General features: G+C 56.7%; 16 protein-coding genes and 1 tRNA gene. 12 read left to right on the top strand and 5 right to left on the bottom strand.

Annotated elements, in window-relative coordinates; all coding sequences use genetic code 11:
- Positions 1-9: 9 nt before the first annotated feature.
- From IEX44_RS02270 to IEX44_RS02215, 12 genes are all read left to right on the top strand, one after another.
- Positions 10-1512: an FAD-linked oxidase C-terminal domain-containing protein gene (locus tag IEX44_RS02270; RefSeq protein ID WP_188690349.1), complete on the top strand. Its 1503-nt coding sequence runs from the start codon at positions 10-12 to the stop codon at positions 1510-1512.
- On the top strand, positions 1512-2624 hold the full coding sequence (gene glcE, locus IEX44_RS02265) for a glycolate oxidase subunit GlcE (protein ID WP_188688280.1): 1113 nt from the start codon (positions 1512-1514) through the stop codon (positions 2622-2624). The genes IEX44_RS02270 and glcE overlap by 1 nt, the downstream gene beginning before the upstream one ends.
- An 18-nt stretch (positions 2625-2642) precedes the next feature.
- Complete coding sequence (gene glcF, locus IEX44_RS02260) at positions 2643-3881, top strand: glycolate oxidase subunit GlcF (protein WP_188688278.1); 1239 nt, start codon at positions 2643-2645, stop codon at positions 3879-3881.
- 622 nt (positions 3882-4503) lie between these two features.
- Positions 4504-5793, top strand: coding sequence for an MFS transporter (locus tag IEX44_RS02255; protein ID WP_188688277.1), 1290 nt, complete (start codon positions 4504-4506; stop codon positions 5791-5793).
- A gap of 241 nt (positions 5794-6034) precedes the next feature.
- The gene (locus tag IEX44_RS02250) at positions 6035-7318 is read left to right on the top strand and encodes a porin (protein WP_188688275.1); all 1284 of its coding nucleotides are present in this window, start codon (positions 6035-6037) and stop codon (positions 7316-7318) included.
- Between the two features lie 170 nt (positions 7319-7488).
- A complete protein-coding gene (locus IEX44_RS02245) occupies positions 7489-9810 on the top strand; it encodes a glycoside hydrolase family 28 protein (protein ID WP_229678693.1) in 2322 nt (773 codons plus the stop codon).
- Between the two features lie 204 nt (positions 9811-10014).
- Positions 10015-10839 (top strand): triose-phosphate isomerase, encoded by an 825-nt coding sequence (gene tpiA / locus IEX44_RS02240; RefSeq protein WP_229678692.1) that lies wholly within the window; start codon positions 10015-10017, stop codon positions 10837-10839.
- Between the two features lie 30 nt (positions 10840-10869).
- Complete coding sequence (locus IEX44_RS02235) at positions 10870-11925, top strand: class 1 fructose-bisphosphatase (protein WP_188688272.1); 1056 nt, start codon at positions 10870-10872, stop codon at positions 11923-11925.
- Between the two features lie 49 nt (positions 11926-11974).
- Positions 11975-13024 carry a class II fructose-bisphosphate aldolase gene (fba, locus tag IEX44_RS02230; RefSeq protein ID WP_188688270.1) on the top strand — a complete coding sequence of 350 codons (1050 nt, stop codon included), beginning with the start codon at positions 11975-11977 and terminating at the stop codon, positions 13022-13024.
- Entirely contained in the window at positions 13024-13962 is a 939-nt protein-coding gene (gene kdgK, locus IEX44_RS02225) for a 2-dehydro-3-deoxygluconokinase (RefSeq protein ID WP_188688268.1), read from the top strand. The genes fba and kdgK overlap by 1 nt, the downstream gene beginning before the upstream one ends.
- Before the next feature lie 41 nt (positions 13963-14003).
- On the top strand, positions 14004-14795 hold the full coding sequence (locus tag IEX44_RS02220) for a GntR family transcriptional regulator (protein WP_188688266.1): 792 nt from the start codon (positions 14004-14006) through the stop codon (positions 14793-14795).
- A gap of 40 nt (positions 14796-14835) precedes the next feature.
- Positions 14836-16452 carry a methyl-accepting chemotaxis protein gene (locus IEX44_RS02215; protein WP_229678691.1) on the top strand — a complete coding sequence of 539 codons (1617 nt, stop codon included), beginning with the start codon at positions 14836-14838 and terminating at the stop codon, positions 16450-16452.
- Between the two features lie 118 nt (positions 16453-16570).
- Here IEX44_RS02215 and IEX44_RS02210 read toward each other — a convergent pair whose 3' ends face one another.
- The 5 genes from IEX44_RS02210 to IEX44_RS02190 all read right to left on the bottom strand — a co-directional run bounded on the left by IEX44_RS02210 (position 16571) and on the right by IEX44_RS02190 (position 22461).
- Positions 16571-17299, bottom strand: coding sequence for a helix-turn-helix domain-containing protein (locus IEX44_RS02210; RefSeq protein ID WP_229678690.1), 729 nt, complete (start codon positions 17297-17299; stop codon positions 16571-16573).
- Between the two features lie 328 nt (positions 17300-17627).
- Entirely contained in the window at positions 17628-19424 is a 1797-nt protein-coding gene (locus IEX44_RS02205) for a glycoside hydrolase family 28 protein (RefSeq protein ID WP_188688262.1), read from the bottom strand.
- A gap of 447 nt (positions 19425-19871) precedes the next feature.
- A complete protein-coding gene (locus IEX44_RS02200) occupies positions 19872-21599 on the bottom strand; it encodes a chitinase (RefSeq protein WP_229678689.1) in 1728 nt (575 codons plus the stop codon).
- Between the two features lie 381 nt (positions 21600-21980).
- Entirely contained in the window at positions 21981-22166 is a 186-nt protein-coding gene (locus IEX44_RS20820) for a hypothetical protein (protein ID WP_194468898.1), read from the bottom strand.
- Between the two features lie 219 nt (positions 22167-22385).
- Positions 22386-22461, bottom strand: a tRNA-Thr gene (locus IEX44_RS02190).
- Between the last annotated feature and the right edge of the window lie 133 nt (positions 22462-22594).

Here is a 22594-nt window from a genome sequence, read left to right as displayed (position 1 = left end):
GGCCTTGTGATGTTGGAAAGTGGCAAGCACGACGGCACGCCCACTACGGCGAGCGGGCAGTTAAAAGAGCGCCTTATTGAAGCGCTGCGCGCTGCTGTGCCTGCGTGTCAGCTACTGACCAGCGATGAGAGTCTGGCGCCTTATGAAACAGACGCGCTGCCGGTATACCGGCAATTGCCGCTGGTGGTGGCATTGCCTGTGGACGCGTCGCAGGTTCAAGGCGTGTTACGCGTGTGCCGCCGTCTCGGCGTACCGGTGGTGCCGCGCGGTGGCGGCACCAGTTTGTCCGGAGGGGCGACGCCCATGCCCAACAGCCTGGTGCTATCACTGGCACGATTGAACCAGATCATCAACATTGATCCGCTGGCGCGTACAGCCACGGTGCAGCCCGGTGTGCGCAATATCCGCATTTCAGAAGCGGCTGCACCGTTTGATTTGTGCTATGCGCCTGACCCATCTTCGCAAATTGCCTGCACTATCGGTGGCAACGTCGCTGAAAACGCGGGCGGGTTGCATTGCCTGAAATACGGGCTGACCGTGCACAACATCCAGCGGGTGCGTGCGCTGAGTATGGACGGCGAAATGCTGGAGTTCGGGTCGCTGGCGCCAGATATGCCCGGGCTGGATTTGCTGGCGCTACTGATCGGCAGTGAGGGCATGTTTGCCGTCGTGACCGAAATTACTGTGCGGTTGATTCCAAAACCAGCCATGGCACGACTGGTGCTGGCTTCGTTTGACGATGTCGAAACCGCTGGCGATGCGGTCGCGGCCATCATCGGCGAGGGCATTATTCCAGCCGGGCTGGAGATGATGGACAAAGCAGCTATTGCTGCGGTCGAGTCGTTTGTCCACGCTGGCTATGATCTTGAGGCTGCCGCCATCCTGCTGTGTGAGGCGGATGGTAACCGTGAGGAAGTTGCCGAAGAGGTGGCACGTATCTGCACTGTGCTGCAGCAGCATGACGTTCGTGATGTCCGGGTGTCTGCCAACGAAGCCGAGCGACTCAAGTGGTGGTCGGGGCGCAAGAATGCTTTGCCAGCGGCGGGGCGGCTTGCACCAGATTACTTTTGCATGGATGGCAGTATTCCGCGCCGGGCCATTGGCAAGCTGCTCAAACGCATTCAGGGCATGGAAGACGTCTACGGCCTGCAATGCCTGAATGTATTTCATGCCGGCGATGGCAACCTGCACCCGCTGATCTTGTTTGACGGGAATGATCCCGAGCAATTTCACCGTGCTGAGGACTTTGGTGCCGATATTCTGGAGCGCTGTGTGGAGCTTGGCGGCACCATTACCGGCGAACATGGCGTAGGTATTGAGAAGCTGGATTCAATGTGTGTGCAATTCACGCCAGCTGAACGGGATACATTTCTCGCGATCAAGCGCGCTTTTGACCCTGCTGGTTTGCTGAATGCCGACAAGGGCATTCCGACGCATGCGCGCTGCGCAGAATATGGCCACATGCACGTCAGCGGCGGGCGTTTGCCGTTTCCCGGGATCGAGAGGTTCTGATGGGGGTAAATCCGGCGCCATCCACGCCTGTCCTTGACCGCCTGCGTGATCAGGTTTTGATGTCCGCTGCCAGTGGCACGGCGTTGCGCATCCGCGGCGGCGATACCAAAAGCTGGTATGGCAATCCTGTAGCCGGGCAGGTGCTGGATACCCGTGAATATGCAGGCGTGGTGGCTTACGATCCAGCGGAGCTGGTTATCACTGCCTGTTGCGGTACGCCGTTGGCCGAAATTGAGTCCACGGTAGCGGAATGCGGGCAGATGCTGCCTTTCGAACCGCCGCATTTTGGCCCCGATGCGACACTGGGTGGCTGTGTGGTAGCTGGGCTAGCCGGGCCACGCCGCGCGTATGCGGGGGCGATCCGCGATTTTGTACTGGGTGTCACGGTGATGAACGGGCGCGGCGAAATCATGCGTTTTGGTGGCCAGGTCATGAAGAATGTAGCCGGTTACGATGTGGCGCGCTTGATGGCCGGTTCCCTCGGTACTCTGGGGCTGGTGCTGGAGGTCTCGTTGCGCTTGCTGCCCGTGGCAGTGACCACGCGCTCACTACGTTTTGTGATGGATGAAAACCAGGCCATCGAAACACTGAATCACTGGGCCGGAAAAGCGATTCCGATGAGTGCCTCTGCCTGGCACGAGGGCGAACTGATGTTGCGGTTGTCCGGTAGTCATGCGGGTGTTGAAGCGGCCGTGGCGCAACTGGGGGGCGATTTTGTCGCAGACGATACGGCGCAAGCTTATTGGCACGCCCTGCGAGAGCACACGCATGCTTTCTTTACGTCACAAACCCAGGATGAGTACGGTGCCGCGCTTTGGCGTGTCGCTGTTCCCCCAACGACGCCGGCGCTGGCGCTGGAAGGGGCGCAATGGCTGGAATGGGGTGGCGGCCAGCGCTGGTGGCGAACACACGAGCCAGCAACCGAGATCCGCCGGATCGCCGATCTGGCTGGCGGGCATGCCACGTTGTTCCGGCATGCGGTAGACGCAGAAGAGGGCGTGTGTGCCTTTTCGTCACTCCCTGGCCCGATGGCCACACTGCAGCGGCGGCTTAAAGCGGTGTTCGATCCCTCCGGCATCTTTAACCCACACCGCATTGATCCCCGGTGCTGACGGGAACACTCGCCCATCATGCAAACTCGTCTGCAACAAATCGTGCGCGATACGCCAGAAGGCGAGGAAGCCGAGGCCATTTTGCGCAAATGTGTGCATTGCGGCTTTTGCAATGCTACATGCCCCACCTATCAAATCTTGGGGGACGAACTGGATGGCCCGCGCGGACGCATCTATCTGATCAAACAAATGCTGGAAGGTCACGCTACCAGCGCAGATACCCGCACGCATCTGGATCGCTGTTTAACTTGCCGCAATTGCGAGACCACCTGCCCGGCAGGCGTGCAATACGGGCGTTTGCTGGAAACCGGACGGCGCATGGTGCTCAAGCGCAATCCACGTACGTTGACAGAGCACGCAATGCGCAGGGCGCTAGCCGCGTTTTTGCACAACGGTATTCTGTTTACACCTGTGCTGCGTCTGGGGCAGGCCTTGCAGCCCGCGCTGCCGGCAGCATTGGCTGATCATATTCCGGCCCGGCGTCCCGCCGGCGGGGTATGGCCGCGTACCCGGCATCCCCGCAAGATCATTCTGTTGCAAGGCTGTGTGCAACCGGCCCTGGCACCCAATATCAATCGGGCCACGGCGCGCGTGCTGGATAAAGCAGGCATTCAGACCATGCGCTCGTCTGGCGCACGTTGCTGCGGAGCGCTGCGGCAGCACATGGATTTTGACGCACTATCGCTGGATGATGCGCGCCGCAATATTGACGCCTGGTGGCCACTGATTGAAGAGGGCGCAGAAGCCATAGTCAGCAACGCCTCCGGCTGTGGCGTGGCACTGAAAGAATACGGGCATCGTTTGCGCAGTGACGTGCGGTATGCGCAAAAAGCTGAGCGTGTCTCTGCCCTGAGCCTGGATATTTCTGAAGTGATTGAACCGCTGGCCCAGCGTCTGGCAAGGGATGCGCACTATCCGCCCCCTGCCAGCGTGGCGTTTCATCCGCCCTGCACGCTACAACATGGGCTTCAACTTCGCGGCAAGGTGGAGGGCATTCTGGCTGCATTTGGCATCAGTGCCAGGCAGCCCGCGGACGCGCATTTGTGTTGTGGCTCAGCGGGGACGTACTCCCTGTTTCAACCTGAGCTGGCTCGTACGCTGCGTGACGATAAATGTCGTGCGCTCGTCAAAACCGGTGCAGCTTGTGTCGCCACGGCCAATATTGGCTGTCTGACGCACTTGCAGAACGGTACGGCAATACCCGTTGTGCACTGGATTGAGATCATCGACAGCATGATTTGCGGCACCGCAATATAAAGCGCTGTGCTGCATCCGTTTTAGCATGATTGAGCCGCCCGCAACGGCTTCAAATGCCGACCGTCTACCACCGTATAGCCGGCCGTCTGGTCGACTGGGGTGTCGCCTAAAGGTTGCAGTCCATTTTTTGATATATCGCAAAAAAACTGTAACAGCTCACTTGGCAATTTCTTCCTGCAGACCCGCATCCGCCTTGGGTTTCCCCATTTTTAGCCACTTTCAGGGTAAATGTAGTTTGATCCAGGGTACCTACAAAGCGCTTGTCACACTGATATATTAGGCGCAGCATTCTGATATATCACCAATGCAGTGCAAAACCGCACGAATCTGGTGCGTTGCACAAAAAAGCCGTGAAAGAACAGTGCCATGCGCTGACAGGACCCAACCCGGATTGCAATACAAAGGGGCAAGTTCATCTTGAATGGTTGGTGTATACGGGCAGTAAATACTGCCGTATCTGATGTTGATGGTTTGAATTCAATTTGCAGAGGTCGATGGTTTTGGCGGCAGAACGTCATCACCCGAACGACCCGGTTAAATCCAGCCGCGCTGGAGTCCGGAACTGGCCATTAAGCCAGAACGGAGTGGCTGGCTTATCAATCAAGTGGTTGAAGGATACGTCATGAATAAAATCAAAGGCATGCGCTGGTGGATGGTGGGTCTGGTCACCGCGGGGCTGATCGTGAATTACCTGGCGCGCAATACGCTTTCCGTTGCTGCGCCAACCATGATGGAGGAGATGCATTTCACCGCCAAGGAATACTCCTGGATCGTGGTTTCCTGGCAGATCTGTTATGCCTTCATGCAGCCGGTTGCTGGTTACGTGCTCGATACCATCGGCACAAAAATGGGCTTCGCCATTTTTGCTCTGGCCTGGTCTGTTGCCTGCGCTGGCGCTGCCATGGCTACCGGCTGGCAAAGCCTGGCTTTCATGCGTGGCCTGTTGGGGCTAAGTGAAGCGGCCGGTATTCCTGCCGGCGTCAAAGCCACCACGGAATGGTTCCCGGCCAAAGAGCGCTCGGTTGCCATTGGCTGGTTCAACATTGGTTCTTCCATTGGTGCATTGTGTGCGCCGCCGCTGGTGGTCTGGTCCATCCTGCACGGTAGCTGGGAGTGGGGCTTTCTGATCGTCGGTGGTCTGGGCCTCGTGTGGACTGGTCTGTGGATGTGGCTGTACAAGCACCCCAAAGACCAGAACAAGCTGTCTGGCGAAGAGCGCGATTACATCCTGGCCGGCCAGGAAGCCAAATACAACGAAGCCAGCACCAAAAAGGCATCGTGGAAAGAAATCCTGCGCAACCGTGACTTCTGGTCCATTGGTATCCCGCGTTTCCTGTCTGAACCGGCATGGCAAACCTTCAATGCCTGGATTCCGCTGTACATGGCCACTGAGCGCCACATGAACCTGAAAGAAATTGCCCTGTTTGCCTGGCTGCCGTTCCTGGCTGCTGACATTGGCTGCGTGCTGGGTGGTTATCTGAGCCCGCTCTATCACAAGTACTGCAAAGTTTCGCTGTTCACCTCCCGCAAGATGGTCATGGTGACTGGCTCACTGTGCATGGTCGGGCCGGCTTGTGTGGGCCTGGTTGCCAGTCCTTACGCAGCGATCGCGCTGCTGTGTGTTGGCGGTTTTGCTCACCAGACTCTGTCGGGCGCGCTGTATGCCATTACCTCTGACGTATTTGGCAAGAACGAAGTGGCTACGGCGACCGGTCTGGGCGGCATGTTCGGTTACCTCGGTGCCACATTGTTCACCCTGGTGTTTGGTGTGCTGGTAACGCAAATCGGTTATAGCCCGCTGTTTGTGGTGTTGGCGTTCTTTGACATCGTTGCAGCCATCATTGTCTGCTTGCTGGCCCGCGAACGTGTGATTGTGACGCAGTCTCCGGTTGGGGCCGTCGCCACTGCCTGATTGATTTGCCAGAAGCCGGGTCCGGGTGGTGTCGCCCCGTGGCCCGGTAGACAGAAAGCAGGTAATAAGCCAAGCGCCTGACTGTCTGAACCAAACGAATACCTGGTATTGCTTTTTTCCGCCAACGTGGCGGAAGGGGACCTTTTTCGCCCGCATTCTGCAATCAGATAAAAACAATTGCAGATGAATTGCAGTACTACAAGGCCGAACAAGTCGGCGTTTTAAAACGGGGAGTCTCACTATGGAAAGAAGTGGCAATTTCAGAATGAAAGCCATGCTGCTGGCTGGCGCATCGGTTTTCAGTTGCATCTGTGCTCCGGCATTTGCCGATGTGAGCCAGGCAATGAAAGATCTGGATATTCAAACTACGATTTATGGTTTTTTGAATGGACAGGTTGAATCGGTTCAGGCAGAAGGTGGCGTTACACCTTATTCCTCTCGCGGTCGTGTTTCAGATGGTAATTCCCGTCTTGGATTTTCCGGGTCCATTGGTATTAACCAATACGCCAGGGGGATTTGGCAACTGGAAGGCGGTCTGAATAACTTCGAAAATGGTGGCGTGAATGACCAGGGTAGCTCTGCTACGCTGGAATCCCGCAATACATTTGTTGGTATTGATGACACCCGTTTTGGTCGTTTCATTGCCGGTAACAATGATTCGGCGTATCGCAGCCTTGTCGGCTCTGGTGGTGAACTGGGTGGTAATCTGGGTTTGACCGCGCACGGGCTTGATGTGCTGAACAATACTTCAGCCCAGATGACCGGTAACGCTAACAGTATCTTCAGTCGTGGCGAAGCCCGTTACAAGAACTCTGTGCATTACACCACACCAGTGTGGGCAGGTTTTCAGGCTGCCGCATCGTACGGGTTTGACGAGAACGAAAGCAGTGGTGGCAATCGTGGTCGCTACTCGCTGGCGGCCAAATACGGCATTGGCGGTTTTGAAATTGGCGCGGGTTATGATCGCCAGGCCAATACTGGTGTGCTGACGGATAATCTGAGCGCAGGTTATGGTTTTCAGACCGGTGCCGTAAATAACGCCGATACCTATTTTTATAAAGTTGTTGCTTCATACAAATTCCCGACCAAAACCTATGTGGGTGTTGGCTATGAAGTAGCCAATTATGGTTATTCGCAATTCACTCCGGCCAGTGGCACCAATCTGTATCCGTCCACCACCGTTGGAAAAATGAAGCAGAATGGCTGGATGATTTCCGCTGCGCAGGATATTGGCGAAAACATTTCTTTCATGGCTGGCTACGCAAAGCTGGGCAAGCTGGATGACGCCACTTTTGCCAATCCGGAAGATTACGAAGCCACGCAATGGTCGGTGGGTGCGATGTACAAGTTTAATGATTACTTGTCCACTTACGTTTATTACACCGATATCAATAACAAATCCCAACAAAGCGTGAATCTGGGGCAGGCGCCGATTTACAGCAATAACTCGGGTACATCCAGCGCATTTCTGGCTCCGGGTGATAGCCCGCGCGCATTTGGTATCGGCCTGATCGCGCACTTCTGATTTCCCGGCGCATACGCGCCAGAAAGCAATCACCGTGGCACACCCCTCGGTACGGTTTTTCCGTACCGCAGGGAGCGGCTTGCCGCTCGCCAGCCGGTGTTTGGCCAAAACAACGATGAAACCACGGGCATTTGCGGATAGCGAAAGCCCGGTTCCGGAGAAGTCAAATCATGAAAATGAACGCATCCAGAGCGCTGATGCAGCGCTGGAAAGGGGCGGCGGCCCTGACTTGTGCAATGGCCGCGGCCGCTATTGCCATGACCGCGTGTGGTGGCGGCAGTGATAACGCCAACGCCAACAGCTATTCGTCCGACAAGCCGTTCCAGGTCGGCACAGTCAGCTATGACGCCAATCTGCCGGCAGAGCCTACGCTCCCGACAGATGCCCAGGTGTGTGCCACGTTGTACGCTCAGCCCAATACCGTGGGTACCGCGCAGGTGCCGGTTGTCAGCCGTCCTGATGGCTCGCTGCCACCCGAAGCAGATCCGTCCAGCTCGGGCGCTGGCGTTGCAACGACTACTTCCAACCCTGACCAGGCGCGTATTCAGGCGGCACTGAATGCTTGCGGTGCCTCGGTTGATGCAGAAGTCGGTGCCAAGATCCAGGCCGCCGATGCAGCAGCGACTGCAGCGCAAACCCTGGCCAATGCGCAAGTGACCCTGCGTCAGTACGATTACGCCAAGCAAGCCTATACCACCACGCAAATGGCACAGAACATTGCCGGTGCGAGCGGTGAAGAACTGGCCAAACCGACCTACAAGGCTTCCAAGTTTGCTGTGCGCCTCGTGGTCAGCCAGGGGGCTGATGGCTCCAATGGCTTTATCAGCGGCCCGCTGACTCTGCCGTCGGGCGTGACCTTGTGGATTGACAAGGGTGTGACGCTCTACGCCTCACGCGATGTCATGACCTATCTGGGCGGCACGAGCACCTATTGCGCCAACACCGCAGTCAGCGCGACCAAGGCCGGTAGCTCCAGCAACTGTCTGGCCCTGATCAACGGCAACAACATGGTGAACTCCGCCGTGATGGGTGATGGTCGTATTGATAGTCGTGCTTACTCGGAAATCGTCACGTCCAACAAGCTTTACCCGCTGATGAAAGTAGACATGACGTGTTCCAACACCTACGCCAAGTACGCCACCGGCGGCCAGGCTGTTGATGGCACTTCTTGCGATAATGGCGGCACGGTCGTGGATTCCAAGTCCTCCGCCCGCAACATGACCTGGTGGGATCTGGCTTACCTCGGCAACATGGTGCAAAACGGCACGACCGGTGCGGGCTCGCAGTCCAACTTCCGCATGATGGTGTTCAACTACGCCAAGAACCTGACGCTGTATCGCATTACCCTGAACAACAGCGCCAACTTCCACGTGGTACCGAGCGGTATTGATGGTCTGACCATCTGGGGCGTGAAGGTACAAACCCCGACGCTGGCTGCTTTTGCCAACCCGGCTGGTAACGGTAACCCGCTGTATACCGGTGCCACCTTTACTGAAGACAACGTCAAGAACACCGACGCGTTTGATCCGGGTTCGGCCAGCAAGGCAACGCAAGTCGCTCTGGTGACTGGCGGCAGCAACACGGTGACCACACCGACCGGTGGCGGCACGTCGACCATCGCCTCGACCGCCACATCCTCCAGCACCGGCAAGATCTCTTTTGACGGCTACCTGAAGAACTTTGTGTTTGTGTTCAACCACGTCAGCACCGGCGACGATGACATTGCACTGAAGGGCAGCAACAACCCGACGCCAGGTTCGACTTACGTTGGCCCGCTGGGTAACAGCCTGTTTGCCATCGATGGTAACCGTGACGTTCGTTCTGATCGCAAGTGGGGCATCATCATCGCCCACAACCACATCTACTGGGGTCACGGCATTTCGATCGGTAGTGAAACCAACTCCGGCGTAACCAACGTACAGGTGTATGACAACTCGTTCGAGGGTTCTGAAGAAGGTCTGCGTATCAAGTCCGACTATGCACGTGGCGGTGAGGTCAGCAACATCACCTACACCAATATTTGTATCAAGAACGCGCAAAACGCCTTGCTGTTTACCCCGTACTACAGCACCAAGGCACTGCCAACCATCTTGCAGAATGGCGTGACGTACACCAAGTACCTTGACCCGAACTTCCATGACATCACACTGAACAACGTGCGCATCATGGGTACCTCGAACGCCAAGCTGCAAGGTTTTGCCGCTAACACCGGTGGCTCGGGCAACGCACAACTGCCGCTGACCATGACGTTGAACAACGTGGTCGCTGACAATGCAACGGCCGTCACCATGAGCGCCATGTCGGATGCCAACCTGACCATCAAGGGTGTCAACCTGCCGATCTTTGGCAGCACCTCCAGCAACGTGACGGTGAATGGCCAGGTTACACAGGCTGTTGATCCATCCAAGGTTGTCGATTGCAGCAACGCGTTCGTTGACTTCCCGGCAATTGGTCAATCCAACCTGTTCGGCTCTACCTGGGCTTCCCAGTAATTCAGAGCGACTCGCGCTGCCCCGTGGCGGTGGCGCACTCCCAACCTCCCGGCCTGGCCGGGAGGTTGTTCTTCCCGACTACAGCTTGTTGACCCGATCCGGTTTGCCTGCGCAACCGTCAGCCTGATCCGGTCAGCGATGCTGGCTTGTATGCCAATCGCATAGACATTTGCAGCGTTTTAACGGCCCTAACAGGACAGGGAAATGGCTGAAATGAAAAAAGGACCGCTGTCGGCTTTCACAAGAAGCCCGAACAAGGCGGCCAATGTGCTACCGGTCCAGCCCGCACGCCAGCGGCTGGTTGTCGGTAACTGGAAGATGCATGGCGATCTGGATTTATGTCTGGAAACAGTCAGTGTGCTGGCGGATGTCGTAGTGCCTCAGGTTGCGCTGGTGTTGTGCCCACCCGCGCCTTATCTCGGGGAAATACGGCGACTTGCACAAGGTACGCAGCTGGCGACGAGTGCACAGAACGTGGCCGAACTTTCTGGTGGCGAACGGACGGGCGAATGGTCCGCACGCATGCTGGCGGAGATCGGTTGTTCTTATGCCATCGTCGGGCATTCAGAACGGCGCCGGCATCATCTGGAATGCGATCAGTTAACGGCGGCCAAGGCGCAAGCATGCCTGGATGCCGGTATCACGCCGGTAGTGTGCATTGGTGAAAGCCGGCTAGAGCGTGACAACCAACTGACCGAACACATTCTCTCCCGGCAATTGCGGCATCTGGTTCAGATACCGGGCTGGCGTGATGTGGTGGTGGCTTATGAGCCGGTTTGGGCCATTGGTACCGGTACGGCCGCGACGCCGGATGAGGCCCAGGCAGCACACGCGTTTATCCGGGCTTGCCTCGCAGAAACTGACCCCGTGGCAGCTGGCGACATCAGCGTGCTGTACGGCGGCAGCGTCAGCGAGCACAACGCCGCAGCGCTGTTTGCGATGCCGGATGTCGATGGTGCCCTGGTGGGGCGCGCCTCGCTCTCGCCGCAAGCGCTGTCGAGGATTTACAAAGCCGCAGTGCGCTCTTGAGCGCGGATGGTCATGTCAGACAGGTGAATCATGAGTATTAATCTATCTACTTTCATCGCAACTGAATGTGCATCGGATGATCGTCATCCAGTTGCGCTTTATCAGTTGATCCATCAGGTCGCCATGTGCTGCCGCACCATTGCCGCGGCAGTGGATCGCAGTGCACTGGCCGGTACCACCGGCAGCGCCGGTGTTGATAACGTTCAGGGCGAAGAACAGAAAAAGCTCGACATTATCGCCAACGATATTTTGCTGGAGGGGACGCGCGAGCATGCTGCGCTGGCAGCCCTGGCTTCCGAAGAAATGGCGCGCATCAGCCGCACCAGCCAGGAACGCACCGCCGGGCAATATCTGCTGCTGTTTGATCCGCTGGATGGCTCATCCAACGTCGATATCAATGCCCCGGTCGGGACCATTTTTTCGATCCTCAGATGCCCTGGCGCGCGTGTTCCGGCCACAGAGGCAGACTTCCTTCAGCCTGGTTCTGAACAAGTTTGCGCCGGTTACGCCATTTATGGCCCGGCCACCATGCTGGTACTGACCACGGGCGAGGGCACGCATGGTTTTACCCTCGAGCGGGGGAGTGGTGAATTCATCCTCACGCATCCGCGCATGTCTATCCCGTGCCAGACGCGCGAATTTGCCATCAACACCGCCAACACCCGTCATTGGGAGAGCCCGGTCAAGCGCTACGTGCAGGAATGCATGGCCGGCACACATGGCCCGCGCCAGCAGGATTTCAACATGCGCTGGGTAGCCGCCATGGTCGCTGACGTTCACCGGATTCTATTGCGCGGCGGCGTGTTCCTGTACCCGCAAGACGGGCGGGAAGTCAGTCGTTTTGGCAAGTTGCGCCTGCTGTATGAAGCCAACCCTATGTCCATGCTGGTGGAACAAGCCGGTGGCAAAAGCAGTACCGGCCACGAGCGTGTCATGGATATTCAGCCGCACACGCTGCATCAGCGCACGCCCGTCATGCTGGGCTCGCGTGACGAAGTGGAGCGCCTTGAAAACTACCACCAGCACGCACGCCGCCCACTGCCAGATCTTGTTGACGCGCTGCGTAATCTCTGGACCGAATACTGATCAGATTTGCCCCGGTTGCCACGCGCAGCCGGACATAAGGAGTTTTGTCATGCCTCTCGTATCCATGCGCCAGTTGCTGGATCATGCCGCGGATTACCAATACGGTTTGCCGGCCTTCAACGTCAATAATCTGGAGCAGATGCGCGCCATCATGCTCGCCGCAGACCGCACCGATAGCCCGGTGATTGTGCAAGCTTCCGCCGGCGCACGTGCCTATGCCGGGGCACCGTTCCTGCGCCACCTGATTCTGGCTGCGATCGAAGAATTCCCGCATTTACCTATTGTCATGCATCAGGACCATGGTACGAGCCCAGCAGTCTGCCAACGCGCTATCCAGCTGGGTTTTTCCTCAGTGATGATGGATGGCTCTTTGCTGGATAACGGCAAGACGCCAGCTGATTACGACTACAACGTGCATGTCACCCGTACCGTGACGGATTTTGCCCACGCATGTGGTGTTTCGGTTGAGGGTGAACTGGGGTGCCTTGGCAGCCTGGAGACTGGATCTGCCGGTGAGGAAGATGGGGTCGGCGCTGAAGGTACGCTTGATCACAGCCAGATGTTGACCGATCCGGAAGAAGCCGCTGCCTTTGTCGCGGCCACGGGCGTTGATGCTTTGGCCATTGCCATTGGTACCAGCCACGGCGCCTATAAATTCAGCAAACCACCCACCGGGGACACGCTGGCCATTGATCGTATCCGGCAGATTCACGCACGTTTACCCAATACACACCTGGTGATGCACGGCAGTTCCTCAGTACCCCAGGACTGGCTGAAAACCATCAATGATCACGGCGGCGATATCGCAGAAACCTGGGGTGTGCCGGTGCCGGAAATCGTTGAGGGCATTCGCCATGGTGTGCGCAAGATCAATATCGACACAGACTTGCGTCTGGCTGCCACGGGCGCTATCCGCCGTGCCTTTGCCACGCATCGTGATGAGTTCGACCCGCGTAAATATCTGGGCAAGGCGACAGACGCGATGCGCGATATTTGTATTGCGCGTTATGAAGCGTTCGGCGCCGCAGGGAAGGCCAGCCGGATCAAACCGGTAAGTCTGGATGCCATGGCCGCCCGCTACGCAAAAGGAAACGTCTGATGAACGCCGCCCGCTCTGACGCGCAACGCACCATTGCCGTGATTGGTGAGTGCATGGTTGAACTACAACGCCAAACGGGCGGGCTGGCGTACCGCTTTGGCGGTGATACGCTCAATACCGCCGTGTATCTGGCACGACAACTCAAACAGGCGCCGTTCGAGGTGGCCTATGTCAGTGCATTGGGCACCGATAGTCTCTCGGAAGAAATGATTGCCAGTTGGCAAGCTGAAGGCATTGTGACGCGCTGGGTTCAACGTCTGGCGGATCGGTTGCCCGGCATTTACCTGATCGAAACGGACGAGGCTGGTGAGCGCACTTTTCATTACTGGCGTAAAGACGCCGCCGCGCGCTACTGGCTTCATGGGCCGGATACACAACGCGTGCTGGTCGCATTGGCACGTACAGACGTCGTGTATTTGTCTGGTATCTCTCTGGCTATTTTGACGCCGGACGATCGCAACACCCTGTTTGATGCGCTGACTCAGTGCAAGGCACGTGGCGGCATGATCGTGTTCGATAACAACTATCGGGCGCGCTTATGGGAAAGTCAGGCGGTGGCCGCGGCGTGTTATCGACGCATGCTGTCGCTCTCAAGTCTGGCACTGCTGACGCTGGATGACGAAGTAGCGTTATACGGCGAGGCTGACGTCGAGACCGTGATCGCTCGGACCCGCGCGCTGGGTGTGGCTGAAGTCGTGATCAAGCGGGGTGGTTCAGCCAGCGTGGTCGCGACCGATGCCTTGCGGCTGGAAGTGGCACCCGTACCGGTAACGCCTGTTGTCGATACCACGGCAGCGGGCGATTCGTTTGCCGCGGGTTATCTGGCTGCGCGGCTCACCGGGCAAGGGCCCGGCGCTGCCATGCAAACTGCGCACAAACTGGCCGGTGCGGTGATTCAGCACCGCGGGGCGATCATTCCCGCCAGCGCCATGCCGTAATCGACCCGCACGAAACCCAATAAAAATAACGGGAATATCCCATGCACGAAGCGCAAACCGGCTCGGCTCTGCAAACTGAAGCGGCCGAGGACATCAGTGTTAGCTTGTTTCAGGCGGCCAGTGGCGCGCCTGATGCAAATCGGCCCAGTGCGGCCTTGCGGGTTTATCTCAGCTTGCGCCAGCAAATTGTTGATATGGTGATGTTGCCCGGCGCACGGATTAACGAGAAGGAAATCGCCTTTACCCACGGCACCAGCCGAACGCCCGTGCATGAAGCAGTACGACGTCTGGCGGAGGAAGGTCTGGTTGAGGTGACGCAACGCGTGGGCACCTATGTCTCACGTATTCCGCTCGATAGGCTCGGCGAGGCGATGCTGGTACGCACTGCGCTGGAAGTCGCTGTCGTACAACGTGCAGCCATGCGGATCAAGGCCGAAGATATTGCCTGCTTGCGGCGCCTGTTATCCGGGCAACTGGCCTGTATTGCGGCTTCAGATATCGTCGGATTTCACCGGGCAGACGAAGAGTTTCACGAAGCGCTGGCGGAGATCGCCGGGTTTCCCGGCGTGTGGCGGATGATTCAGCAAGCCAAGACGCAGATTGACCGGTACCGCCGGCTTACTTTGCCCATGCCCGGCCGTATGGAAGTGGTCGTCGCTGAACACGGTCAGGTTGTGGCCATGCTGGAAGCCGGAGAGATCGAACAAGCGGCTGCAGCCATGCGAGAGCACCTGGATCAAGTACTGCCGGTGCTGGAAATCGCCCGTACCCATCGCCCCGAATATTTCATCGCGCACTTGCCCGACAACCAGCAGGCAGGCCCGTACTGGTAAGACACCAGGCCAGATTTTATCCACTCATGGAGCTGTTATCGTGAAACTTTCCACCCGGCTGGGATTGATTGTGGCCAGCGCCATCCTTGGCCTGATTGTCGTGGCTTTTGTGGCTTTGCATACCTTGCATGCCAACATGCTGGCCGACCGTCGCGACGAGATCCAGACAGTGCTTAGCCTGGCGCGGCATCAGGTGGCGTATTACCAGTCGCTGGAACAAAGCGGCAAGCTGGACCATAAAACCGCGCAAGATCAGGCGATCGCCGCACTCTCCGGGCTGCGGGATGGCAAGAACTATCTTTGGGCACGCACCACGGATGCCCTCGGTCTGGTTCACCCCAATCCGGCGGTGATTGGCAAAGTGGACTGGGGGGCCAAAGTAGCCAGTGGCCGCAGTAATTTCGAGGAATACCTCTTTCGTCTGCGTGATACCGACTACGCGTTTTTTGATGACATGACCAAGCGCCCGGGTACTGATGTGCTGGTACCAAAAATCAATGGGGTGACCCGCATTGACGGCTGGAACTGGCTGGTTGGTTTTGGCGTGTTTGTGGATGACATCGAGCACGCTTACTGGCAGCTGGTCTGGCATTTTGTATTGATTGGTGTACTGGGGCTGCTGGTGGTGAGCGCGCTGGCTTTTGTGATGTCGCGGCATATTTATCGTCAGTTGGGTGGTGAGCCAGACTATGCCGCGCAAGTCGCCCGAGCGATCGCAGCGGGTGATCTGACCCGTTCGCTGGGCCAGTTCAGCCGTAGCCGCCCCGACTCATTGCTGGGTTCCATGGCGACCATGCAGCAAAGTCTACGGGGCATGATCGAAGGCATTCAGCAAGGTGCTCAGGCTTTGGCTCAGGCAGCGGGCAACCTGACCAACCAGATTGAACAAATCCGCAATGCGTCCCGGCAATCCTCCGATGCAACGGCCTCAACGGCGGCCGCGATTGAGCAGATGTCAGTCAGCATCGACCAGATATCCCATTCCGCGCGCGAAACGGAAAAAAACTCTACCCGTACAACGGTACTGGCCGGCGAGGGTGAGGAACTGGTTGGCAAGGTGTCGATGGAAATCAATGGTCTGCTGACTGAGGTGAATGCCGCCTCTGATCTCATCGCCGGACTGGTCGAGCGCTCACGCGAAATTGGCGGTGTATCGGGAGAGATCAAAGAGATTGCAGATCAGACCAACTTGCTGGCGTTGAATGCAGCCATTGAAGCTGCGCGTGCAGGTGAACATGGCCGCGGTTTTGCGGTGGTGGCCGATGAGGTTCGTAAACTGGCAGAGCGGACTTCCCAGGCGACTGGCCGCATCGGGCAGATGGTCGATGCGATCCGGACGGATACGGACGAGGTGGTTAACAGCATGCATGCGGTGACGCCGCGTGTATCTGGTAGTGTGCATATGGCGGGGGAGGCCGCACACGCATTGCAAGCGATCAGTGCTGATGCCAATGCCAACCTGGAACGCGTGCGCGATGTGGCAAATGCGGCATCAGAACAAAGCATGGCCAGTAATAGTGTTGCGGTGAATGTAGAGCGAATTTCGCAGATGGTGGAAGGCTCTGCTGCATCAGTTCAGATTGCAACGCAGAACGTGCAAGAATTGCAGCAATTGGCCACTGGACTGCGCCAATCCGTTTCACGTTTTCAGTTGTAAGTATTGGGCCAATAATTAGCGATTACTTATTTATGAAACGTTAATCATTGATTGAAAAAAAGGCGAATTCTTTCGGAAATTCGCCTTTTTTATTTACGCTTGATTTGTATCAATATCTTTATTCAAGCTCTACCGTATTGCCTGTTTGTTCCAGAATCCCATGCAAAGCTTTTGTATCAGTCAAATTGACCAGTTTTCCTTGAATCTGCAAAAGACCATGATTTTGCAACCGCGATAATATGCGACTGACCGTTTCAATGGATAGTCCCAGATAACTGGCCATTTCATTCCGGGTCATGCGCAGCAGAAAGCTGCGCGCAGAGTAACCACGCAGGGCAAAGGCATCAGACAAATCAAGCAACAACCCCACCACGCGCTGTACCGCGACCGTATCGCGCAGGCGCTGCGTGGTGTGATGTAAACGGCTGATCTCTTGCCCCAGGATTCGTTGCAATTGCTGGCGGGCCTCACCGTTTTTCTGGGCCTGGCCGACCAGTGTATTGCAGGATATCTCACAGGCTTCGCCATCTTCCAGAGCAACGGCGTCATCTCCGTGCTGGCCTAGTGCAAGCGCATCCGCACCCATCAGGGCGCCCGGCATATAAAACCCGGTGACTTGCTCACGCAGGTGAGAGTTAAGGATACGGGTTTTGAAAAAACCGAGCCTAACCGCATAGATTGCCCCGGTTTGGCCTTGTGAAAAGAGACGGTCTCCACGGCGGATGGAAATGGTCCGCATGTTTAATACCGGTTGTGTGGTATCGGTGGATTCGTTGCGTTGTTGAGCGACATTGGCCAGCAGGCAAATATCACGCACATTGCAATTGGTGCATTGCCGCTGAGGCAATGTTCTTTTAACGGGTATGCTGATCGCAGTAACCATCTGACTTATCCTGCCTGTGTCGGTCTGGTATTGCAAATGGCGCATCCGAGGTCAATCAAAACATGCGCCGGCTTCAGAAAACAGTGGCAATAAATAGCCTGACCAGTAAAGCGGCCCGTATTCTGTTTTCATTCTGATATATCAGAATTATGACGGCATAAAACATTGAATGGCAAGTAATTTGTAGCAAGTGGCCTGAATACTACAGCCTGATTTGTATCAGGGCGGATGAACGGTTGTTGCCAAAAAAAAGAGCCACTTTCGTGGCTCTTTTTACCTGCAGAAAAGTCCCTTAGATCGGCGAGTTGCTGGATGGGAAACTCACAAATGCCGCGCTGCAATCGTAGGCAGTCGCGCTGGTACTGCGGTTATCTATCACGCTGAAGTTGTTGATGCCTGAAGCGCTGGTCAGCATGCTGGCAAACGAAACCGGACCCGGCCCCATGATGACGCTGGCATAAGAAGGAATGGCATAAGACGTCTTCGTGGTGACCCAGGACGGCGTGCTGTCGAAAACCACGTTATCAAGCGTGATGTTGGACGCCGGCAACGTTTGGCCAAGCGACTGATATCCGCGCAGGTCAATGGCCGCGTTGGTCCCGTTACGGCTAGAACCGGTGGTATCCAGATAGCGGAAATTGCGCACCGTGATGTCATGTACGTTAGGGTAGAGCGCATTGCTGGAGCCATAGGCATCACCATAGTAGGTGTCGATGGCCAGTGGTTGCGCGACGCGCCGTACGCATACACCGTTGACCGTAACGTTCTTGACCTCGCCACCGCGGCTGTCATCGGTCTTGATGCGGAAGCCGCTGGTGGCGCCCACATCGTAACCATCAACCGTCAAGTCACTGATCGTGACGTTGTTGACGCCAGAATCGGTCTCACTGCCAATCGACATGCCATGCGTGTAATAGAAGCGATTGTGCAGAATCTGGATGTTGCTGACCGCCGCAGTAGAGTGGGCTTTGATGGCAATGCCATCGTCACCCGTACTGATATGGTTGAAGGCGATCATGACGTTTTGTGATTGACCAGGATCAATCCCATCCGTGTTCTTGACGGTGTCGGGTGTGAAGCAAGTACTGGCACGGGTGGTGTTGGCAGTGCCAGACACCGTTGGCATAGCGCCAGCCGCACAGTTATAGCCGGCCACACTGTAAGCCAGTGTGGGTGACTGAATCTTGTTACCCCACGCCGTAAAACCATTTACGCCACTGGTGACCACATGGAATTTGGGGGCATTTTGCAGGCTGACCTGATACAGGCTGAAATTGCTACCGCCAGTGACTTGTACCAGCCGCGGGCTGTTCTGATTGTTGGCACTGCTCAAGGTTTTGCTCAGGGCGCCGACGTCCCACCAGGTGAGCGTGTTGGCATAAATGCCGGAAGTCAGCACCGCGCCACCCCGCCCATCAATGGTACCTTGGCCGTACACCCCGTTATTTCCCGCAACTGCATTGATCAGTGCCTGGCAGCCATTGTCGCTGCTGGCCGTCTGCCCGCAGGTATTCTTGCCTGCAATCTGATAGTCAGACGGCTTGCGAGACGCAAACAGCGTGACGCCGCTGTCGATCCACAATGAAACACCTGATGGCAAGGTCAGCGGCCCGGACAAAAAGGCGTTTTGGGCGCTATTACCCGCAACCAGTTTAACGGCTTGACCTGAGGGGCACGCGGTAATGGCTGCCTGAATGCGACTGGCATCAGGTTGAGAGTTAGTCCCACCGGCATCTACGCTGTCATCCAGCAGACTTCGACTGTTAGTCGTCAGCGTTGCGGGCAGACTGGCGCAGATGGTGCTGGGCAGCGCGGGTTCTTTGCCAACCAGAGCTGCATCGTTGAGCGCCGCGGCCGGCCACAAGCTGGCGGTTGGTGCCGGTGTGGGCGTTGGCGTTGGGGCTGGCGTAGCAGTGGGTGCAGGTGTTGGCGTGGGGGTCGACGCTGTAGTTGTATTCGTTGTCGTCGGGCTGCTGGTCTGTGTAATGACGTCGCTGCTACCGCCACCGCCACCGCCGCAGGCTGTCAGCGCCAGCGCGAGCGCAATACTACTACCAAGGAGCGGGCGGACGTGTTGATGATCAGGCATGACAAATCCCTGGCAGGCCTGTTTTTGCAAGCCCGCATAACGGCTGGCGTTCAGGCCAGCAGGTTTATGAATTCTGTTTGTGTGCCGGTCAGATCAGACGGATAGCGCGGTCTGCGGAGACAGTCCGCCGGTACTGTGGATGGTCTCGATGGTTTCTTGCGGGCGATACGTTGCGTTCATTTTGCGTACTCACTCCATGTTCTGTAAGTCGGTGCTGATCGTTTGAAAGATGAGGCATCCGATCGTTATTCATTCTGATATATCAGAAAGTTACAGAAGGCAATCCTATGGAGAAGCATCTTGCGGTGCCATGGCAATCACACCCGGATATGACAAATATCAAGAAACGTGTACCTGGAATAAATCGACTACAAACTGAGCGGGCACAAGAAAAAACCGCGCCTTGCGTTCACAAGGTGCGGTTTTTTGGGGGCGTACCAGCCGTACTTATTGCCCGTAGCTGTTCAGATAAGCCCGATAGGGTTGGGAGAATGAGGCGTTGCTGTAGGCATCCCAGTTGATCGACCATGTCATCAGCCCACGTAAGGTCGGGCTAACTTGATGCGGCTTGTAGCTGCCGCAATTGGTCCCTTTCATCAGGCAATCCAGCGACGATTCAACATCCGCCGTGGCCGGGAAACCGTTACCGGCGTTGGCGTTGGCCGGAATGCCAATGGCGATCTGGTCCGGACGCAAACCAGGCCACACCTTGCCACCGTTATTGGCCACGGCAAACCCGGCTATTTCCATGTCAGTCATGGCGGTCAGGAAGTCGGCACCACCCATGGTGTGGTACTGACCATCCAGGCCGGTGATCGGGCCAGAGTTATAGTCTTGCACCATCAAGAGCGTGAGCTGGTTACGCATGGCGTAGATCACTGGCAGGAACGCACCAGAGCGCGCATCTGCAGAACCGCTCGGGCCTGGACCATAGAAGCTGTAACCCAGTTGCACGAAGAAGGTTTCTGGCGCCATGGTCAGCACAAAATTGCTGCCGTAGTGGCTGGTGATTTGCGTCAGGGCGTTGATCAGGTTCACGATCTTCGCGGTCTTGGGCGCGGTGAAGTCGGTATCGCCAGCGTCCAGCGACAGCGACTGGTTTTCAAAGTCGATATCAACCCCATCCAGACCCCAGGTATCGATGATCTTCTCGACCGACGTGACAAAGTTGGTCACTGCAGCTGTGCTGTTCAACTGCACCAGACCATTGGCACCACCGACCGAGATAATCACCTTCTTGCCCAGTGCCTGCTTGGCTTTGATGGCGGCCTTGAAGTCGATATCGCTTTCAACATTCGGGCACTCGCTGGGTTGGCAGCGGGTAAACGTGATATTGCCGTTAGTGTCTGAATCGGCAAAAGCCAGCGCGATGACATCCCAATCGTTAGAGACGTTGGCCATGGTGATATAGCCCGAACCATTGGCAAAGCTGGAATGCAGATAGCCGACCAGCACGTGCTTGGGCAGGCTGCCAGAGGGAGTCGGTGCCGGAGTAGGTGTCGGAGTGGGTGTCGGAGTCGGAGTGGGTGTCGGCGTTGGCGTTGGCGTTGGTGTTGGTGTTGGTGTTGGTGTTGGTGTTGGTGTTGGTGTTGGTGTTGGGGTAGGCGTCGGTGTCGCGCCACCGCTGCAATTGCCCACAATGGTCCATGGCTGGCCAGAACCGGCCGCACCATTACTGGTGCTCGGGTTATTGCCTTGGGTCCAGAAATTGGCAGTGTAGTTCACGCCGTTGTAACTCACCGTGGCGCCGCCGTTGTAGGCCGTACTGGCACTCCAGACTGAGGAACAGTTACCGGACGGGGCCGGCGTGGGTGTGGGCGTCGGATTCGGTGTTGGTGTTGCGGTTGGCGTGGGAATAGGTGTCGGAGTCGGAGTCGGCGTCGGCACTGGTGTGGGGGTCGGCGTCGGTGTGGGCGATGCGCCGTCGGTGTCTACACCCAGGTCTTTCCACAGGCTGGGTGTCGAGGCCGGGTTCCAGCCTGCGCCGGCATAATCAGTCTGATTGACCAACGCTTGATAGTCGTGACCGTTGTAATAAACGACGGTCCCGGCAGTGTAGGTACCACCATCCTGCCAGGTCGGGTAAGCAGCAAAAGCCATGGACGCGGCCAGAATGGCCGGCAAAGCGGCAAGCGCGAGCTTGCCTTGTCCGCGAGCGAACAAAGATTGGGTCATGCAAGTCTCCATCATCCGGTTTATATGCTTGTTTCTCGCCCGCCTTTTGACGGGTCGCGCAACTATGATAATGGGATTGCACTGTTCGTCAACGTCTTGATTGACATAGTGATTTGCAAGAAACAATCGGCCGGTTCCGGCGGATGTGCGGCGTGCTTTGCTGGTTGGCAGCGACCATGCGGGAGGGCGCCATACGGAACATTTATCCGGACCTGCCCAGTCACAGCGCGTGTTTTCCGGTTTTCCGAAACGGTTGTAGGCGTGGCGGCTGTGCTTGCCAGGCGGTGCAACAAGCGCAAGCAAGGATGGTCTTAAAGAGACAAAGACCGCTCAAGCAAGGAGCCCGCCATGCTTATTCGTCACGTCATTGTGCTGGCACTACTAACCAGCGCGTTGCCAAACGCGATGGCCGCCGCATTCCAGAATGGCCAGCAAACGCTGCAACAACAGCAATTGCAACAGCTGCAACAGCAGCAAAACCAGCAGTTGCAGTACCAGCAACAAGGACAACAACAACAGCAGCAACTGCAGCAGGATCAACAGCGACAGCTTTTGCAACAGCAGCAAGAAGATCAAATGCAGAGGCAGCAGTTATTGCAGCAGCAACAGCAACAATTGCAGCAACAACAACAGACCCAGCAGCAAATCCAGAGACAGCAACAGCAGTTGCAACAGCAGGATCAGCGGATGCGACAGCAGCAAACACAATGATGGCGCACTGGAAATGACAAAAGAAAAAGGGCTGCATCCATGAAGATGCAGCCCTTTTTCTTTACAGCGTATTCATGGTGCCGGCGGCAGGAATCGAACTCGCGACCCCCTGATTACAAGTCAGGTGCTCTACCAACTGAGCTACACCGGCACACTTGAGGGTGCGAATACTAACACGGGTTTTCGGGTTCGTAAACGCGGGACAAAGGTTTTTTGCTAAGGCTTTGAAACACTGAATAAATCAGTTGGTGTCAGTTGTCCCGCTGCGTTCACATTTCCTGTGT

This window comes from Silvimonas amylolytica (genome assembly GCF_014645555.1).
Taxonomy (GTDB): Bacteria; Pseudomonadota; Gammaproteobacteria; order Burkholderiales; family Chitinibacteraceae; genus Silvimonas; species Silvimonas amylolytica.
Note: the sequence above shows the minus strand (reverse complement) of the source record. Positions and strands in the feature narration are given on the sequence as shown.

What these genes read in the sequence shown, in the direction of transcription:
- IEX44_RS02235 (WP_188688272.1), top strand. Translation starts at nt 10,870, where the DNA reads ATGAGTATTAATCTATCTACTTTCATCGCAACTGAATGTGCATCGGAT.
- IEX44_RS02220 (WP_188688266.1), top strand. Translation starts at nt 14,004, where the DNA reads ATGCACGAAGCGCAAACCGGCTCGGCTCTGCAAACTGAAGCGGCCGAG.
- glcF (WP_188688278.1), top strand. Translation starts at nt 2,643, where the DNA reads ATGCAAACTCGTCTGCAACAAATCGTGCGCGATACGCCAGAAGGCGAG.
- kdgK (WP_188688268.1), top strand. Translation starts at nt 13,024, where the DNA reads ATGAACGCCGCCCGCTCTGACGCGCAACGCACCATTGCCGTGATTGGT.
- IEX44_RS02270 (WP_188690349.1), top strand. Translation starts at nt 10, where the DNA reads ATGTTGGAAAGTGGCAAGCACGACGGCACGCCCACTACGGCGAGCGGG.
- IEX44_RS02200 (WP_229678689.1), bottom strand. Translation starts at nt 21,599, where the DNA reads ATGACCCAATCTTTGTTCGCTCGCGGACAAGGCAAGCTCGCGCTTGCC.
- IEX44_RS02245 (WP_229678693.1), top strand. Translation starts at nt 7,489, where the DNA reads ATGAAAATGAACGCATCCAGAGCGCTGATGCAGCGCTGGAAAGGGGCG.
- IEX44_RS02250 (WP_188688275.1), top strand. Translation starts at nt 6,035, where the DNA reads ATGGAAAGAAGTGGCAATTTCAGAATGAAAGCCATGCTGCTGGCTGGC.
- tpiA (WP_229678692.1), top strand. Translation starts at nt 10,015, where the DNA reads ATGGCTGAAATGAAAAAAGGACCGCTGTCGGCTTTCACAAGAAGCCCG.
- IEX44_RS02205 (WP_188688262.1), bottom strand. Translation starts at nt 19,424, where the DNA reads ATGCCTGATCATCAACACGTCCGCCCGCTCCTTGGTAGTAGTATTGCG.
- fba (WP_188688270.1), top strand. Translation starts at nt 11,975, where the DNA reads ATGCCTCTCGTATCCATGCGCCAGTTGCTGGATCATGCCGCGGATTAC.
- IEX44_RS02255 (WP_188688277.1), top strand. Translation starts at nt 4,504, where the DNA reads ATGAATAAAATCAAAGGCATGCGCTGGTGGATGGTGGGTCTGGTCACC.
- glcE (WP_188688280.1), top strand. Translation starts at nt 1,512, where the DNA reads ATGGGGGTAAATCCGGCGCCATCCACGCCTGTCCTTGACCGCCTGCGT.